9 protein-coding genes are annotated in these 18096 nt (G+C 70.6%); 4 read left to right on the top strand and 5 right to left on the bottom strand.

The features are described 5' to 3' along the window. The first annotated feature begins 222 nt into the window (after positions 1-222). Complete coding sequence (locus POL67_RS17070; protein ID WP_271918428.1) at positions 223-2058, top strand: penicillin-binding transpeptidase domain-containing protein; 1836 nt, start codon at positions 223-225, stop codon at positions 2056-2058. Next, positions 2055-3131 carry an FtsW/RodA/SpoVE family cell cycle protein gene (locus POL67_RS17075; RefSeq protein WP_271918429.1) on the top strand — a complete coding sequence of 359 codons (1077 nt, stop codon included), beginning with the start codon at positions 2055-2057 and terminating at the stop codon, positions 3129-3131. Before POL67_RS17070 ends, POL67_RS17075 begins: the two co-directional genes overlap by 4 nt. A 136-nt stretch (positions 3132-3267) precedes the next feature. Here the strand turns inward: POL67_RS17075 and POL67_RS17080 are convergent, their stop codons facing one another. The 3 genes from POL67_RS17080 to POL67_RS17090 form a co-directional block, all read right to left on the bottom strand. Continuing rightward, positions 3268-3891 carry a glutathione S-transferase family protein gene (locus tag POL67_RS17080; RefSeq protein WP_271918430.1) on the bottom strand — a complete coding sequence of 208 codons (624 nt, stop codon included), beginning with the start codon at positions 3889-3891 and terminating at the stop codon, positions 3268-3270. Between the two features lie 393 nt (positions 3892-4284). Further along, positions 4285-4923, bottom strand: coding sequence for a hypothetical protein (locus tag POL67_RS17085; RefSeq protein WP_271918431.1), 639 nt, complete (start codon positions 4921-4923; stop codon positions 4285-4287). Positions 4924-5281: 358 nt separating this feature from the next. Further along, the gene (locus POL67_RS17090; protein WP_271918432.1) at positions 5282-5935 is read right to left on the bottom strand and encodes a cytidine/deoxycytidylate deaminase family protein; all 654 of its coding nucleotides are present in this window, start codon (positions 5933-5935) and stop codon (positions 5282-5284) included. Positions 5936-6345: 410 nt separating this feature from the next. On the opposite strand from POL67_RS17090, the gene POL67_RS17095 reads away from it, so the two are divergent. Together POL67_RS17095 and POL67_RS17100 are read left to right on the top strand one after the other, a co-directional pair. Then, positions 6346-6741, top strand: a complete 396-nt coding sequence (locus POL67_RS17095; RefSeq protein ID WP_271918433.1) for a hypothetical protein — start codon at positions 6346-6348, stop codon at positions 6739-6741. A gap of 257 nt (positions 6742-6998) precedes the next feature. Next, on the top strand, positions 6999-11876 hold the full coding sequence (locus tag POL67_RS17100; RefSeq protein ID WP_271918434.1) for an AAA family ATPase: 4878 nt from the start codon (positions 6999-7001) through the stop codon (positions 11874-11876). Between the two features lie 77 nt (positions 11877-11953). Here POL67_RS17100 and POL67_RS17105 read toward each other — a convergent pair whose 3' ends face one another. Continuing rightward, positions 11954-13789 carry an MXAN_6577-like cysteine-rich protein gene (locus tag POL67_RS17105; RefSeq protein ID WP_271918435.1) on the bottom strand — a complete coding sequence of 612 codons (1836 nt, stop codon included), beginning with the start codon at positions 13787-13789 and terminating at the stop codon, positions 11954-11956. A 663-nt stretch (positions 13790-14452) separates the two neighbouring features. After that, positions 14453-18034 (bottom strand): serine/threonine-protein kinase, encoded by a 3582-nt coding sequence (locus POL67_RS17110; protein ID WP_271918436.1) that lies wholly within the window; start codon positions 18032-18034, stop codon positions 14453-14455. Between the last annotated feature and the right edge of the window lie 62 nt (positions 18035-18096).

Below are 18096 nucleotides of genomic sequence, written 5' to 3' on the forward strand. Positions count from 1 at the left end.
GCCCGCGCTCCCGGACGTTTTCGCGCGGGGGCCCGTCCCCGAGCGGAATCCCCTGCATACGTCCTCTGAAAGCCGCTCCCGTCGTCCACGTGTCGGACACCGTCCGATTCGCGGAATTGACGCGTCGCTCGCCCGCTACGAAGGGGAAGACCGGCGGGCCCTCGCCGCGTTCCTCTTTGCTCTCACGACGCGTGATGACCCCTCGATGTACGGAGGACCGTGATGCCCGACGACACCGCCCCGATCCCCGATGTCCACGAGGCGACGAGCGCCCTCGACGCGCGCACCCACCTCGGACGCCGCGTGCGAGGCATGTCGTGGTTCGTCGGCGCGGCGCTCCTCGGCCTCGCGGCGCGCGGCGTCCACCTGCAGATCGTGCACGGCGCAGAGCACGCGGCCCGCCTCGAAGCTGCCAGCGTGAAACGAGTGCGCCTCGCGCCGAGCCGCGGGGTGATCCGCGACGCGCGCGGCCGCGTCGTCGCCGAGGATCGCGTCGCCGTCGACGCCTACGTCGTCCCCGATCGGATGCTCGCCCGACCGGAGGAGAAGGTGCCCCGCCTCGCTGCCGCGCTCGGCCTCAGCGATGACGAGCGCAGCCGCCTCCGCCAGAAGCTCGACGCTGTGCCCGCAGCGAAGCGCGGTCAGTTGCTCCTCGTGCGCCGCGACGTCCATCCCGAGCGACTTCAGGCGATCCGCGACGACCGCGCGCTCTCCTGGATCAAGCTCGTCGAACGAGCGGGGCGGCGCTACCCGTTCGGCTCCCTCGGCGCGCACGCGATCGGGTACATGAACGAGGTCTCGCCGGCCGATCTCGCGAACGATCCAGGCAAACGGCCGGGCGATCGCGTCGGCCGCACCGGCGTCGAGCGCGCGCAGGATCGAGCGCTGCGCGGCACGCCTGGCCACGCCTTCGTGGCCGCGACGCACCGGGTCGTCGTGCCCGCGGGGCGCGAGGGCACGGCGCCCATCGCCGGACACGACGTGACGCTGACCCTCGACATGGATCTCGAGCGCGCGCTGGACGAGGCCTTCGACCGCCACGACCAGCGCAAAGGCGCCGCGGTGCTGATCGACGTGCACACCGGCCGCGTGCTCGCGATGACATCACGACCCGCGTTTGATCCCAACCTGCTCGATCGCGGCGTGGCCGTCCCCGCGGCGGGCTCCGAGCTCGACCGCGCGCTTCTGGAGACGGCGAAGCCGGGCTCGACCATCATGCCCTTCACGGCGCTGGCGGCGCTCGCGTCCGATCGCGCCGCGACAGAGCATCCGGTCGAGTGCAAGGGCGTTTACCCGTTCGAGTCCCGGTTGTTCCGCTGCACGCACGCCCACGGTCGGCTCGATCTGGATCACGCCCTCGCCGAGAACTGCTGGGTGTGGTTCTACGATCAGGCCGCGCGGCTCGGGCTCGACGCCATCGTCAGCGAGGCCAGGCCGTTCGGGTTTGGCGTGCCCACCGGCATCGAGATCGGCCGAGAGCTCGCGGGGCTCGTACCGACCCGCGCCTGGTACAAACGCTTCGAGCCGGGCCCCTTTCACGCGGGTCACGGCCTCGTCGCCGCCATCGGGCAGGACAACGTGTGGGTCACGCCCATCCAGCTCGCGGTGGCCTATGCAGCGCTCGCCAATGGCGGCACCGTGCGCACGCCGCAGATCGTCGTGAGCGACGTGCCAGCGCCCGCGCGGCAGGTGGACGTTCCAGCCGCGGATCTCGCGCGGATCCGCGTCGCGCTGCGCGCCCGTGCGAGCGAGCTCAGCGGGTTGCAAGCCAGCGTGGCCGGCACGAGAGGCGCGTCCGACTCGCGCGAGTTCTTCCTGGTGCCCATGACCGACATCGAAGCGGAGGACGGTCCACGGGACGACGAGCCGCCCGCGCGCCCCATCCGCATTCCGGGCACGAACGGCTGGTTCGCGGGCTTCGCGCCTGCGGACGTCCCCGAGGTGGCCATCGTCGTCCTCGTCCAGGGCCGGTTCTTCTCGTCGCACCGCGCCGCGACCGCCATCGCGGACGACGCGCTCCGCGCCTACTTCGCCGGCAAGGAAAGAGGCTCCCGATGACGCGCGTCTTGCGAAACCGTCCCATCGTCGTCGTCGTCGCCGCCGCCGCCGCGCTCGCCGCCGTCGGCCTCGCGACCGTGCACGCGGCGGGGCTCGCCCTCCCGGGAAGGAGCGCGCTCTGGCCCCGGCAGCTCGCGTGGCTCATCGTCGGTTCGGCCGCGGCGCTCCTCGTTGCGCGCGCGGATCTCCGCCGGCTAAAGGACCGCCGAGCGCTGCTGATTCACGGCGCGCTGATCCTCGCCACCCTCGCCACGTTCGCCGCGTCGGGGGTCCACGACACGCACCGCTGGCTGCACCTCGGGCGCCTCCACGTGCAGCCGTCCGAGCCCCTCAAGCTCGGCCTCGTGCTCGCGCTCGCGAGCTGCTTTTCTCGTCCCGCCGAAGGCCCGCGACGGCTCCGCGATCTCGCGCTCCCGGCGGGGCTCCTCGCCTGCACGTTGATCCCCGTACTGCTCCAGCCGGATCTCGGGACCGCGGGGGTGCTCGCGCTGATCGCCGCGTCGGCTCTGGCGCTCGAGCGCTTTTCGCGCGGCGCTTGGGTCACCCTGGCCATCGGCGCGATCGGCAGCCTCGCGACCGTGTGGCTCACCCTGCACGACTACCAGCGCGCGCGCCTCGCTGCGTTCGTTCACGGCGCCGATCCGCTGACCACCGGCTACCACAGCGACCACGCGTTGCGGCTCGTCGGCGCCGGCCGCCTCCTCGGCGCCAGCAGCTTCGCGGGGAGCGAGCCCTACCCGCTGCCCGAGGCCCACGGCGACTTCGCCTTCGCGGTCTGGGCGTACGAGCACGGCTTCGCCGGCACGGCGCTGGTGCTCGCGCTCTACCTCGCGCTGGGGCTCGCCGCGCTGCGGATCGCCGCGGGCGCGCGCGACCGCTTCGAGGCCCGCGTCGCTGTGGGCGTCGCGGCGATCGTGTTCTGGCAGGCGGTGATCAACGCCGGCATGGTGATGGGCCTGCTCCCCGTGGTGGGCGTCACGCTGCCGCTGATCTCGTACGGCGGCTCGAGCGCGTTCACGTGCCTCGTGGGCGTCGGGCTGCTCGCGAGCGTGGCCCGGCGGAACACCCTCTGATGGAGTGGAGGTAGATCACGCAGGATCAGCCCGGAGGAAACGAGACGTCGGGGCCAGTCAGCAAACGTCGCGCCAGGGCGCCACAGTCATGGCGCTCGCATCGATGAAACGCGCTGAGCGAGAGCCAGGAACGGGGTCAACCCGCGAGGCCGAGCTCCTTCATGATCGCGGCGTTGCGCGCTTCAGCTCGCTGGAGGGCGGGCCGCTGGGCGAGGCGCTCGGCGTAGGCGACGAAGGAGGGGCGCTTCTCGAGCATGTCGAAGCGCAGCATGTAGCGGATCGTGCCGCCGAAGATCACGTCCGCCATGGAGAACGTTTCGCCGAGGATGAATGTGCGGTTGGCGATCGCCGACTCCATCGAGTCGAGCATGGCCTCGTAGGTGCCCCAGCCGGCCGATCCGGGCTTGGCTTCCCAACCACCCGCCTTGGCCATGGCGCCGGGCTCGATGACCGCGGGGGCGAACGCCGCCCATCGCAGGTACGTGCCCCGTTCTCCGGTGTCGACCTTCGGCGCGAGCGTCCCGTATGCGTAGCGATCCGCGAGGTAGAGGGCGATCGCCGCCGCCTCGGTGACGACCGTGTCACCGTCCTCGAGGATGGGGAGCTTGCCCATCGGGTTCAGCGCGAGGATCGCAGGGGTCTTGTGTCCACCCTTCGGCATGTCGACCTGGTGGATCTCGTATGCAACCCCGACCTCTTCGAGCGCCCAGACAGTGCCGGCCGCGCGGGAGAAGGGGTGGTGATAGAGCGTGATCGTCATCGGAGACTCCTGTCGTCGAGGGAACTGGCGCTCGGTGTACCGACCCCGATCGCAGGACACAAGCGCATAGAGCAAATTTACGCATCGGCGGTCCACGCGCCGAGAGCCCCGCGCGGGCGTGAAACCGCACCCCATGAAAACGCGGCGGCGGCGCCATCGCGCATGCCCGAGCGAGAAAGTCGTAGGGATCCAGCACGACGCACCTCGTCCCGTCACGCCACACTTTTTGGAGCTCGTACCGGACGTTGCTGGCAGCCGCAGAAACGACAAGCATTCTCCATCCATACTCGCCTGCCGCACGTACACCCCATCCAGCACGAGCGTATGCGCCCGCCGCCGCTCCCGCTCCCGCCACCGCAGGACGGGTATCCCATTCATCGCCGCGCCTCCGACTCAACGCTTGCGATAGAGCAAGCGGACTGCGTTGTCGTACGAGCTTACGTACGCGGCCGCTTCGGCGCGGCTCGAGCGCTTGTGATACACCGCGCTCTCGCCGTCTTTCTGGGAGAGGTCCACCACGTCACCGCCGCCGGGGATCATGATTTTCACGAAATGATCGCCGCGCTGATACACGTATTCGCCCGGAGATAGCTCCCTGAACACCGTCGCGACGTCGGAGGACGACTTTCCGGCCAGGTCGAGCGCCAGCGTGTAGTGGTTCCCCTGGAGGTACGCTTTCACCTGCGGGACATCGCCGACGCTGCTACTCCCGGTCAGCCCGAGTGCGTAGTCTCCGCAGTTGTATCGCCAATCAGGGGAGGTTACCCGGTCGAATCCGGGGTAGCGAAGGTCGAAGAATTCGTTGATCGTCGCGGAGGTGATGGGGTTGAGCGGCCCGTCCGGCCCCAGCCGGCTGAACACCTTCCCAAGGTCGAAGACCCCCTCTCCGAGCCCGACGGAGGAGGGATCCCATCCACGGAGCTTCAGGAGATACCAGTCGCCCGGGCCCAGCGCGTTCGGGGCCGGATCCCCATCAATCTCTTCCACTTCTTCGGGGCGGGGTCTCGCATACTCGTTGACGAGCGCCCACACACTGGGAGGGAACCCCGTCGGGTCATCGGCTCTTTGCACCGCCGTCCCCCCAGATACCCTTCGCGGGGCGACGGTCGCGGGGTGAGGCGGGTGGGGCCTCGGGCTCGTCGCCGCCACCTTTGGCTGGGCCACCGTCGCCGGGTGCGGCGGCCGCGCAGCCCGGCCGCCCGGGGAGACCTGCGGCTGCGCGACCGTCGCCGGGTGCGGTGGCCGCGCCGGCGAGCGGCCCATCGCCGGCCTGGGCTGGACGGTCGTCGCCGGGTGCGGCGGCCGCGCGCCCGATGGATCACGAGAGATGGAGCGATTTCGCGGCATGTTCAGGTTTGATGAATCGACAGGTGGGTATGCGCCAGGTGGCTCACATCGTCAGGTTGGCGACGACGAGCTGGTCGACGTTGGTGGCGTCCCCTGTCTCGTCGCGGAAGTAAAAGCGCACGTTGGGCCGGGCGTCCGGGAGCCTCGCGTCGAACGCCTGCAACACCGGGCGGCACTGCGAGCAAGGGAGCTTCGAACCAGCGATGTAGACCCGCGTCTTACCCTCCAGCCTGCTCGAGCTCCCGATCCACTCCACCAGGTTCTGCTCGGCGTGGTAATCCCCGCTGATGAATTTGGCGTTGTCGACCGTGTCATAGCGGGTGTTGGTGTAAGTCACGCCGACGACATCGAAGGTGTGCTTGACGGCCTTCTTCCATGCCTCGGAGGCGATGTAGTTTTGTTCGTTCGCCACCGCCGTCCGATATGCACGCCGCATGGCTGGAAAGGCCCCCAGGCCCCCCGTGAGATAATCGAGCTGACCGGGGTTCACGGAGATCTTCAAGCTCAGGTTGTCGTCGTCCGCGCCGTAATACAAGGCCTGCACCTCCTGGAGCCGGCCGTCGTTCGCCTTGCCGATGTCCAGCAGGGCCGTGCACAGCTGGACGAGCTTGTAGGTCCGGTTGCGCGCGGTGTCGTTGTCCGCGCCCGCCCTCTGGATGACCCGGCTGGCCGAGGGCTGCGCCTTCGGCTGAATCACCTTCGCGGCGTGCGGCGGGGGCGCCGAGATGCGCCCGAAGGGAACCCTCCGCTGAAGCACCGTCGCCGGGTGCGGCGGCAGGTCCGGGCGGGCGGATGTGGCGGGGTGAGGCTTGCTCCTCGCGGGGGCGTCTTTCTGGCTCGGCAATGAGGTGCACCTTCCCCGCGCACGGTGGCACTTCGTGCCTCCTCGGGCCAAGAACGCACGACCCGGTAACGTACCGCGTCCTCCGGTCGATGCCGCTCGAACCGGTCGCCGCCATGCCCCTTCCTCAACAGCGGCACACAATCAGATCCCGCCGCCGCTCCCGCTGTTGGAGACCAACATGCTGCGCTCTCGAATGAGCAGCCCTACCGGGGCAACGCACGGGGGCAAAGCGGAGGCGGGGCGCGCTCGGCGCCTTCTGCGCTTTGGCCGGGTCGCTGCTCCTCGCGTGCAGCGGTTGCGGGCCCGAGGTCGAGATCGAGCGCAGCCCCGTGAGGCACGCGGACGGCCACTTTCAGGGGCTCGTCGTCGGAGGATCGGAGCCCGACGGGGCGTTTGTCGTGGCGCAGCTTCGTGCGCAGAAGCCGGGGATGGCGCCCTATCGGCCGAGCGCCGAGGCGAAGCGCGAGCTCGACGCCGCCGCCAGCGCGCTCCGCCCTGTCGTGGAGCACCTTCGCGCAGCCGGCGTGCGAACGAAGAAGTTCGCCCAGGCCGTGCAGGCGTTCGAGCAACTCGCCAGCGGCGAGGGCAACTTCTCCACCGACGACGCGACGGAGGACATCCACCCATGTTTCTCCTACGGCATTGCGGCGCTCAAGTAGGTCCCGCTCCTGATTGACGTCGTGATGAAATGGTCAGCGTCCCGGGAGAGGTGAGAAGGGGCGGGCTGTCTGGGGGGGGACAGTCCGCCCTTTATTTCACGATGCGCGGCGGTGGACGAGGCGGCCGAGGGGGGCGATGACGTGGTCCATCCGGTCCAGGGCTCGCGCTGCTCCGCCGCGATGATTGACGCGGATCCCACGCGGCGTATAGCCTGGGGGTTCGGTGACAAACGGGGGGGGGCATGTGAGGCATCAACATGACGCGGCTGGAAGAAGTAACGATCACAGAAGAGCTCGCAAGGACCGCGATGTCACGGCTGTTTCGTGGTCGCAGGGAGAGCGACGGCCTTCCGGTGCGCGTGAAGGTGCTCCGCGCCGAGTCCAATCGCGTCGCTGACGTCGCCAGCTTCAAGCACGACTATCAACGCCTGTCGCGCCTGCGCGCCCCTGGCGTGGTGCGCGTGCACGGCTTCGAGCCGACCGGCGAGGGCATGGCCATGATCCTCGCCGAGGTCGAGGGCGAGCCCCTGTCAGCCCGCCTGAAGTCGCCCGCTGGCGCGCGCGCGATCCTGGACCTCGTCATCCCGCTCACCACGGCGCTCGGCGCGATACACGCGGCCGGCGTCGTGCACCGGGGGCTGACGGCGGCGAGCATCGTCGTCGACACGAGCGGCCGCCCCACCATCGCGAGCTTCGGCACGGATGCGGCGCTGAGCCGCGAAAATGACGCACTTTACGAACCGCATTTCGTCGCCGAGACCCTGCCCTTCTTCGCCCCCGAGCAGACCGGGCGCATGAACCGCGGCGTCGACGAGCGCTCCGACCTCTATTCGCTGGGCGTCATCTTCTATGCGCTCCTCACCGGGCAATTGCCATTTCGATCCCGGGACCCTTTGGAGCTCATCCACGCGCACCTCGCCCTCGCGCCCGAGCGGCCTTCCAAGATCGCTTTCGACGTGCCGCCGCCGCTCGAGGCGATCGTGCTGAGGCTGCTCGAAAAGAACCCCGAGGATCGCTACCAGAGCACGAAGAGCCTCCTCGCCGACCTCGAGGCGTGCCGGCAGCGGCTCCGCCCCGATGGCGGCATCGACGAATTCCCCCTCGGAGTGCTGCACGAAAACGCCCGCCTGCTGCTCCGGAACAAGCTCTACGGGCGCGAGAACGACGTCGCGGAGCTCGTCGCGTCCTTCGAGCGGGTGCTCGGACGGGCGCGCGAGATCACGCTCGTCTCGGGCTACTCGGGCGTCGGGAAGTCCTCGCTGGTCGCGGAGATCTTGAAGCCGCTCGCGCGGGCCAGGGGCTATTACATCACGGGCAAGTACGACCAGTTGAACCGCGAGGCGCCCTATAGCGCCATCCTCCAGGCCTTCGACGGGCTCGTCCGGACAATCCTATGCGAGAGCGAGGGACGCGTGCGCGCGTGGAAAGAGGCGCTCCTCGCCGCGCTCGGCCCGAACGCGCCCGTCGTCTGCGAGGTGCTCCCCTCGCTCGCGCACGTCCTCGGCGATCTGCCGCCCGCGCCGGCCCTCGGGCCCCTCGAGGCCCAGAATCGATTCACCCTCGCGATGCGGAGGTTCGTCTCGGTATTCGCCCGGCGCGCCCATCCGCTGGTGCTCTTCCTCGACGACCTGCAATGGGCCGACGCGGCGAGCCTGCGCCTGCTTACCACGCTCCTGCTCGACGACAGCATCGAGGCTCTCTTCTTCACGGGCGCTTACCGCGACAACGAGGTGAATGTCGCGCACCCGCTCCGCACGACACTCGCGGAGCTGCGAAAGGGCGGCCTCGGCCTGCGGGAGATCGTGCTCGGCCCGCTCCGGCTCGAGCACGTGAAAGAGCTGCTCGCGGACAGCCTGCGCGCGTCGAGCCCCGAGGGCGCGGCCGAGCTCGTGCTGCAAAAGACGGGAGGCAATCCATTTTTCGTGCGGCAGCTCTTGCGGTCGCTCCACGAAAAGGGGGCCCTCGAGCCCGGACCGGACGGATCGCTCGGCTGGAGCTCGCTCGAGGCGATCGCCGCGATGCCACACATGGCCAACGTGGTGGACTTGATGCTCGACGCGATCCGGCACCTGCCCCGGGCCACGCAGGAGGCGCTGGAGATCGGCGCCGCCATTGGCAGCCCGTTCGAGCTCCGCACGCTCAGCATCGTCACCGCATGCGCGCCGGAGGAGGCGTACGGCCGCCTCGCCCCGGCCCTCGAGGCAGGGCTCGTGGCGCGCGCCGGCGAGTTCTACCGTTTCACCCACGACAAGATCCAGGAGGCCGCCTATGCGATGCTCGCCGAGGACGAGCGGGCCGCGCTCCACCTGCACATCGGGCGCCTCTTCTCGAAGAAGAGCGACGCGCAGAGCCTGTTCGACGCCACGGGCCACCTGAACAGCGCGCGCGCGCTGGTGCTGGAGGCCGAGGAGCTCCTCGCGCTCTGCAAAATGAACCTCGCCGCCGCCGAGCGCGCCGAGGGGGCAGCCGCATTCCCAGCCGCTCTCCGCTACCTCGAGCACGGCATCGTCCTGCTCCCCGCGGACGCCTGGGATGCCCACTACGATCTCGCGCTCCGCTATTTCATGAAGAAGGGCGAGATGGAGGCCCTGTGCGAGCGTCACGCGCAGGCGCGGGAGACGCTCGGCCAGGCCTTCACGCACGCCCGGAGCCGCCTCGAGCGCACCCAGGTCCGGCGGCTCGTGATGAACGCCCACATTTTGACGAACGATCTCCTCGCCGCCCTCGATGAGGGCCTCGCCGCGCTCGAGCCCTTCGGCATCCATCTGCCGCGCTTTCCGAGCGATGAGGCGAGCAACGCCGAGCTCGACGCGACCCTCGCCGCGCTCGAGGGCCGCCCCATCGACTCGCTGGTCGAGCTGCCGCTCCTCGCGGATCCCGAGATCATGGCCCTCCAGGACGTGCTCGAGGACATGCTCTCGCCCTGCTACTTCGTCTCGCCGAACAACCACGCGATCACGGTGGCGAAGATGGTGCAGCAGGCGCTCGCGCACGGGCTGTCGAAGCACACGATCTATGCGTTCGTGAATTTCGGGATGTTCCTCTGCGTGCGGGGGGACATCGAGCTCGGCTACCAGTTCGGAAAGCTCGCGGTGCGGGTGAGCGAGCGTTATCCGGAGAAGAAATCCGAATCGATGCTCTGCAACATGTGGGGCGCGTTCGTGCAGCACTGGAAGGAGCCCTATTCGAAGTACAAGGAGAACTTCCCGCGGGGCGTGCACGTGGGCCTCGAGACGGGCCAGTACGTCTGGGCCTTTTACAATGCGACGAACATCCCCACGAACAGCCTGCTGCGGGGCGCGCGCCTCGCGGAGGTCCTCGAGGAGGCGGCGGCGCTCGCGCCAGTGTGCAAGCTCGACGTCTCCGGCGGCTTCACCTGGATCGTGAACGCCGCCGCCCAGATCGCGCAAAACCTTTCCACCCCGTCCGCGCGCAGCGACAGGCTGGTGGGGGATTGGCTCGACATCGACGCCGTCCGGAGCACGGCGACCGCGATGGGCAACCGCGCCGTGCTGTTCTTCGCGGATAACTTCACCATCATGCACGACGTCTTCCAGGGCCGTTACGCCGAGGCGGCGGAGGTGGCCCTCGGGGCCGAGCCCGACATCCCCTCGGTCGTGAGCTGGCACGTGAGCGTCGTCTATCACTTCTATGCCTCCCTGGCGCTGCTGCTGGCCGCGGAAGAGGCCGCACCCGAGGTGCGCGCGAGAAACCTGGCCCGCGCCGAGGCCTCCGCCGCCAAGCTCTCTTGCTGGGCCGATCTGTGCCCGGACAACCACCGGCACCGCGCGCTCCTCTTGCGCGCCGAGATTGCCCGGGCCCGCGGCGAGCGCCTTTCGGCCGTCGATCTCTACGATGAGGGCATCGCGGCGGCGGCCGCGGGAGGTTTCGTGCAGGACGAGGCGCTCGGCAACGAGCTGTGCGCGCGTTATCACCTGCGCCTCGGAAAGCCGAAGGTCGCGCGCACGTACCTACACGAGGCGCACGCGCTCTACGGTCAATGGGGGGCGGTCGTGGTGACGGAGCGCCTCGAAAAGAGCTTCTTCGCGCTCATGCCGCGCGCCGCCCGCGGGCCGCACGTGGGCGCTAGCGCTGGGGCGGAGGACGGGAACGCGCGGGCGCTCGACGTGCACGCGGCCATCAAGGCCATGCAAGCCATCTCCAGCGAGGTGGTGCTCTCGCGCCTGCTCGAGAGGCTCTTGCGGCTCGCCCTCGAGAGCGCCGGGGCGACGCGGGGCATTTTGATCCTCAAAGAGAATGACGATCTCTTGATCCAGGCCGAGGAGGAGCTCCAGCGCGGAAAGGTCACCCTCCTCGCGGGCGTGCCCCTGGAGACACGCGAGGATCTGCCCACGGGAATCGTGCATTACGTGGCGCGGACGGGCGAAAGCGTGGTCCTCGGGGACGCGGCGAGCGCGGAGCAGTTCTCCGGCGATCGCTGGCTCGCGCAGGGCAAGGCGCGGTCGCTCCTGGCGGCGCCGGTGGGCAAGCGCGGGCGGCTCGTGGGGGTGCTCTATCTCGAGAACGAGCTCGCCGCCTTCGCATTCACGCCCGATCGCGTGGAGCTCTTGCGGATGCTCTCCACACAGATGGCGATATCCATCGAGAATGCGCTGCTCTACGCGAGCCTGGAGCGCAAGGTGGAGGACCGGACCCGGGCGCTCGAGGAGGCGCATGCGGAGATCGTGACCTTGAGCGGCGAGCGCGAGCGCGGCCAGGCGGAGATGCTCGCGCACAGCCATGCCCTCATCGAGCGCCAGAAAGAGCTCATCCGGGCACTCTCGACGCCCATCCTCCAGGTCTGGGACGGGGTCCTGGCATTGCCCCTCATCGGCGCGCTCGACGGCCCGCGGGCCGCGGAGATCACCGAGCGGCTGCTTTCGCGCGTGGCGAGCTCGGCGACGCACTTCGCGATCATCGACGTGACCGGCGTGGACACGCTGGACGGGCAGGCGGCCGAATTGCTGGTGCGCATCGGGCGCGCCGTGGAGCTGCTCGGCGCGCGGACGCTCATCACCGGGCTGCACGCGAGCGCCGCCCGCACGCTGGTCTCCTCCTGCGTCGATCTGCGCGGGATCGAGACGCGCGCCAACCTGCGCGACGGGTTGCGGCTCTGCCTCCGGCGCCTCGCCTGAGCTGCCTTCTCGCGAATACATCGACCGCTTCTTCACGCTCCCTCACGGGGCCGGCGTGGTGCGGCGGATGCGATGTGTCAATAGGACAGGTCGTAGGCCGCCAGCGTCCCGTTCGCCCGCGCGATGAGCACCTTGCCCGACGCGATGGAGATCCAGCCGCCGAACGTGTCGGTCCAGACCTGCTGCTGGGTCGCGATATCGACGGCGTAGACGTTGTTCTCGCTGGCGACATAGACGTGTCCGGCGGCGATGACCGGGGGGAACGCGAGCGTCCCATCGCCCGCGAAGTTCCAGAGCGGCGCGCCCGTCACGGCGTCCCGCACCGCCAGGTTGCCCCCGCTCAGCGCGTAGACCGCGCCGTCGGCCACTGCCGGCATGCCGGCGTAGGATCCGTTTGCGGTCCACATGATCGCCTTCGTCGTGGCGTCGATGGCATAGAGGCTCGGCGGCGCGATGACGTAGGCCATCTTGTCGCCGAATACGGGCGCGGTCCGCATCGACCAGCCGGCCCAGTTCCAGGTCACCTGCGTCGTCCATTGCACCGCGCCCGTCTGCGCGTCGTGGGCGCGCAGCTTGCCGGCGACGAAGGTGAAGATCGACCCGTTGAAATAAGCCGGGCTCCACTCGTCATACTGCTCCAGGACGTCGCTGAAGAAGACCTGGTTCGCGGTCGCCTTCGAGAAAGCGTACAGTCCGCCGTAGGACCCGCCGTTGATGTAGACGTTGTTGCCGACGACGAGCGGCGCCCAGTAATGCTCCCATTGCGCGAAGAACGGCGCCGCCCAATCCACCTTGCCCGTCGCCGCGTCGATCTGCCAGAGCTTCGTGTCGGCCCCGTGGTTGCAGTGCTGGATGTAGACCTTGCCGGAGGCGACGCTCGGCTGACCGACGCTGAAGACATCGCCGAAATCGTGGTTCCACAGCTCCTTGCCGTCGGCGAGGCTCAGCGCGCGCAGCGGCGACGCGGAGAAGCTGGTGCCGTTCGGGATGACGAACACCCGGCCGTTCTCGATCACGACCGGGCTGAGCTTCGGCGCGCCGGCCCCGACGGCCCACGCGAGCTTGAGCGGTGGCTTGCCCGTCTCCACGGGGTTGTGGCCTGTGTGCCGCTCGTCGTAGCCGAGCGTGCGCCAGGCGCTCGTGGTGCCCCCGCACGCACCGCCAAGGCAGAGCTGGTCCGGGCCGCAGGCCGCCTCGCACGCGCCGCAATGGGCCGGGTCGGTCGCCGTATCGACGCATGCGCCGCCGCATTTCGACTTCCCCGGCTCGCAGACGCACGCGCCGCCGGCGCATAGCCCGCCGAAGCCGCAGCTCACCCCGCAAGCGCCGCAATTCGTCGGGCTGGCCGTGAGATCCACGCAGGCGCCGTCGCACGCGGTCAGCACGTCGCCGCAGGACTCGATGCACGTGCCGCCGGAGCAGACCTGCGCGTCCGGGCACGCCAGGCCGCATGCGCCGCAATGGGCCGGGTTGCTCGCGGGATCGATGCACTTGCCGTCGCAGAGGATTTCCGTCCCCCCGCAGGGCGAAGTGCAGGCTCCGCCCGCGCAGATCGCGCTTGCCGGGCAGGCAGCGCCGCACGCGCCGCAGTTGGCCGGGTCGATGTCCGTATCGACGCACGCGGCGCCGCAAGCGGTCGTGCCGCCGAGGCAGACGACGCCGCATTGCCCATCCGCGCAGACCTCGCCCGCACCGCAGGCATTGCCGCAAGCGCCGCAGTTCGCCGGATCGTACGCGAGGTCCTTGCAGGTGCCCGCGCACGTCACGGCCGGCGCGACGCAGACGTCCTCGCCGCCCGTCACCTCCGCCGTCGTTCGCCCTCCACACCCGGCCCCGCCGACGCCGAGGAGCACGAAGAGCAACACGCTGCCCGCATGCATCGATGCTCCCGGCTCCGTTCCCTTCCTCCCCATGACCGACTCCTCTGCGCGCGCATGTCGAACAGCGGCGATACGCGGGGGCGGAGCTTACATACATCGAGGGGTGAAGAGAAGCAGGATGGTGAGCCTGCCTGCGGGCGCTCCCGCTGCCGCTCCCGTGAATTGGCGCAGAATCCGAGAACAGGGAGGCGGGCAAGGGCGGGAGACCTCCCCGACGTGCGCGCCCATAAGCTGGGCATCGTCGAACTTGCTGCGAGCAAGCCGGCGCGTTTGGCGAAAGGTCAACGATGCGGCCATTCGTGACGTCGACGCAGGCGGGAACCTGAGCTTTCTCATAACGTTAGCGTTCTTTAGGCGAGAGCTTCCCATCGCTTCGGCCACATTCAGCGCGACGCTATGCATGGCCCTGCGCAATTGCCGACCGAGATCCGAATCCCGTCGTTCTATCTGCTCTGCAATGCCCGCCGCGTCCCCGGCCATCGCCAAAACCACTTCGTAAATCCTCAGCACAAAGAATCTCCGCCCGACGACCCAATCGCCGTCCCCGAGCGGGATCCCCCGAACCCCGCCCCCGCCCCCGCTGGAGTTCGACGCTTCGTCCGTCCCCCCGACGTCACCGGTCGGGGACACTGTCATCAACCGGCGACATCGATCGGCAGCGCTGTCCACGGTTGATGACAGCGCGACACCGAGCGATTACGGAAGCGTCGTGCTCCCGTCGCCCGCCAGCGACAGCCACGTCTCGGCCTCCCGCAGGAGCCGTCGCGGCAACGAGCCGAGCGGCAGCTCCGCCGCGCGTCCCTCCTCCACCACCCGCGCGAGCTCCGTTCGCCCAAGCTCACCCCGCTGCGCGAGCCGCAACACCTCCCAGAGCTTCGCGCAGAGCTCCAGGCTCCGATCGTGGTGCTTCTCGGCCACCTGGCGCGCCGCCCGCGCGTCCCCCAGCGCCTCCGGCATCCGCCCCATCGCCCTCAGGATCTCCGCGCGTCGCAGCAGCGTCAGCGCACGGCTGCGGGTCCCTCGCTTGTGCTGGAGCGCGTCCGCCTCGTTCGCGTCCTCCAGCGCCGCCACGAGCTCGCCGACCTCCATCAACGCCGCCGCGCGCAAGGACAACGCCGTCGCCCGCAGCACGGGATCCTCCGCTTCCCGTGCGAGATCCGCCGTGCGCGCCGCCGTCTCGGCCGCCTCCCGGGCCCGGCCCTCGCGCAGCAGCATCACCGAAAGGTTCTGCAGGAAGAGCCGCACCTGTCCCCGCATGCCTCGCTCGTTCGCGCGCGCCAAGAGCTGACGGAGCCGCTCGATCGCGGCGTCGATGCGCCCCGTCTCGGCTTCGAGCACCGCCAGATCCCCCCCGATGTGCACCTCGTGCCACGCCGATCCCGTCGCCGCGGCGATCGCTTCCGCGCGTCGCAGATCCTGCTCGCCGAGGACCAGATCCCGCGGATCGAGCGCGTAACACAGCTCGAACCGCCGCACCCGCGCCGCGAACTCCTCCGCCGGCCCCGCGTCCGTGGCGAGCTCCACCGCCTCGGTCACGACCGCCATCGCGCGCTCCGGCAAGAGCACGCCCGCCACCGAGAGGCGCGCCTCGCAGCGGATCCGCAGGTCCCCGAACGCGTCCGCATCCGCGACGAGCGCCGCGTCTTCCACGCCGCTCTCCCGAAGCCCTCGCGCCACTTCGAGCCGCGAGATGCGCCGCCACAGATCGAACCGGCGCGCTTCCGGACCGTCCGCCGCGAGGATCGGCAGCCGATCGAGCCGCTGCTTCGCCTCCTCGAACTTGCGCCCGCGGATCCGCATGCGGACCCCTTCGAACGCGAGCCGCGCCTGCGCCTCCGCGTCGTCGGTGATCGCCGCGAGCCTGTCGCCGAACGAAGCGGCCTCCTCGAAGAGCCCGGCCGCGCCCGCCTTCTCCATGGCGCGGCCGAGCCAGACGCGCGCCTCCGCGAGCGCGCCGAGACGCTCGTACCCCGTCGCCAGGAACGCTGCGTCGATCTGCGCCGGCGCGCCCTCGGTCATGCCGTCGAGCAGCGCCCGGTGGAGCCGGTGAAACCACGGGCGCGGCCGGAGCAGGTTGAGCGCCGCCTGGCGCACCATCTCCTGCGCGAAGCCGTACTCCTGCCGCTCGCCGCGCGCCGTCAGGATGCCCGCCCCGACGAGCGCCTCCAGCGCTTCCTCCGCGCGATCGGCGTCGCCGGCCACCCGCAGCGCGAGATCCACGCCGAGCCCGCTGCCCGCGAGCGCCACCGCCGCGAGCACACGCAAGAGGGTCCGCTCGGCATCGCTGCCGGGCGGGAGACACGCGGCGAGGCGCGCCTCCAGGAGATCGGCCACGCCCGGCACGTCGCCTCGCAGGATCTGCTCGTTCGCCGCGCGGTAGGCGCCGTCCTGCCAGACCATCGCGCCGCCCTCGCGCCACGCGACGAGGGCGTGCACGAGGTAAAACGGCACGCCCGCGGCCCCCGCGATCACGGCCCGCTCGACCTCCTTCGCGACGGGACACACGCCCTGCGCGAGGCGCGCCGCGGCCGCAGGTTCGAGCGGGCCGAGCGAGACGTACGTGAGCCCGGGGCTCGTCCGCGCCCGCGCCTCGCCGAGGAGCTTGCGCAAGGGCGCGCCCGCGACGGGATCCGGGCGCGCGGCCAGCACCACGAAGAGCCGCCCCGGCGCGCCCGCCGCCGCGCGATGCACGAGCAGGCGCACGACCTCGCGCGTGGGCGTGTCGCTCCACTGGAGGTCGTCCACGAGCACGAGGAGCGGCGCCGAGGCGCTCACCCGCACGAGGCCGTCCTCGATCGCCTCGACGGCCTGCGCGAGCTCGTCCGGGCCCGGGAGCAGCCCCGGCGAGAAGGCCCGCCCGAGGGCGCGCGCGAGCGGCTCGAACGCCGGCGCGATCGCGGGCGGGAGATCCTCGACGGCGCGGCGGAACGGGTAGAGCGGGCTGCGCTGCTCGGGCGGGCAAGACACGCGGAGGAGACGCGCGTCCTCGCCGGTCCAGCGCTCGGCCGCGGCGTCGAGCAGGCGGCTGCGCCCGATGCCCTGCGGCCCCGTGAACACCACGACCTGGCAGCGGCCCTTGTTCGCCTCGCCCGCGGCGCGCGCGAGCGCCACGAGCGCGTCGTCCCGACCCACGAGCGGAGGGCGCGTCTCGGGCGCGGGCGCGGCCTTGCGATCGGGCACGGAGGGCGGCGCGGGCCTGCGGACGGAGAGCGGCGTGACCGACGCGGGGGGCGCGAGGGACGCGGGATCGAGCCGCGCGAGGAGGCGCTCGAGCTCGCGCGCCACCCACTCGGCGTGGCGAGGTCGCAGGAGCGGATCGAGCGCGAGCAGCCGATCGACGAGCAGCGAGATCTCGGCCGTCGCGACGCTGCGCGAAGGGGCGCACGTCGCGAGCGAAGGCGCGGGCCCTTGGGGCATGGGCGTCTCGTGCGGGAGGCGGCCCGTGACGAGCTGGAACATGGTCACGCCGAGCGAGTACAGATCACTCGCGGGTGTGGGGAGCTGCGAGAGGCACTCGGGCGCGAGGTAGCCGAGCGTGCCCGCGACGCGAAGGCCCGCGGGGGCGCCGAGGCCCGGCCCCGCGACCGCGATCGGCGAGGCCGTGATGGTCACGGTTTGCGTGTGCGTGGCCGGGCCCTGCGGGAGGGCCGCCACGGGCGTGCGGGGCGGAGGCGCCTCCGCGCGGGCCGTCTCCGCTGCGGCGAGATCCGCCACGGTCGCAGGTGCGACGGCCACGAGCTCCGGGGCCACGGCGATCCCGAAGTCGATGAGCTTGAAGCCGGAAGGCCCGCGCACGATGTTCGCGGGCTTCACGTCGCGGTGGACGAGCCCTGCGGCATGCACCGCGGCGAGCGCCCAGGCCACGGCCCGCGCGGCCTCCAGCACGACGCGCTCGTCGAGCCGTCCGTGCGCGCCGGCGAGCATGTCGAGGCTCGCGCCCGCGACGTGCTCCATCACGAGGCCGATCCGCGCCGAGGCGTCGTCGCAGAGCAGCGCGTAGAACCGCACCACGTTCGGGTGCTCGACGCGGCAGAGGGCGCGCGCTTCGTCGATGATCTCGTCCCGCCAGCGGTTCACGTCGTGGCCACGCGCGGCGGCCGCGTCGAACGCGAAGAGCTTGATCGCCACGTGGCGCAGGAGCTTGCCGTCGTACCGCTCCTCCGCGAGGAAGACCGGGGCGAACCCGCCCTTCCCGAGCTGCTGCACGAGAAGGTACGGCCCGATCTGCGGCGTCACGCCGGGCGGAAGACGCGCAGCGGCGGACGTACGCGAGGGCATGGCGCACGGATGATAGCGCGGCACGAACGCAGCGCCGGGCTTGTCTTGACGAGCTTTTGGGA

Origin of the sequence: Polyangium mundeleinium, assembly GCF_028369105.1 — a bacterium.
GTDB lineage: Bacteria > Myxococcota_A > Polyangia > Polyangiales > Polyangiaceae > Polyangium > Polyangium mundeleinium.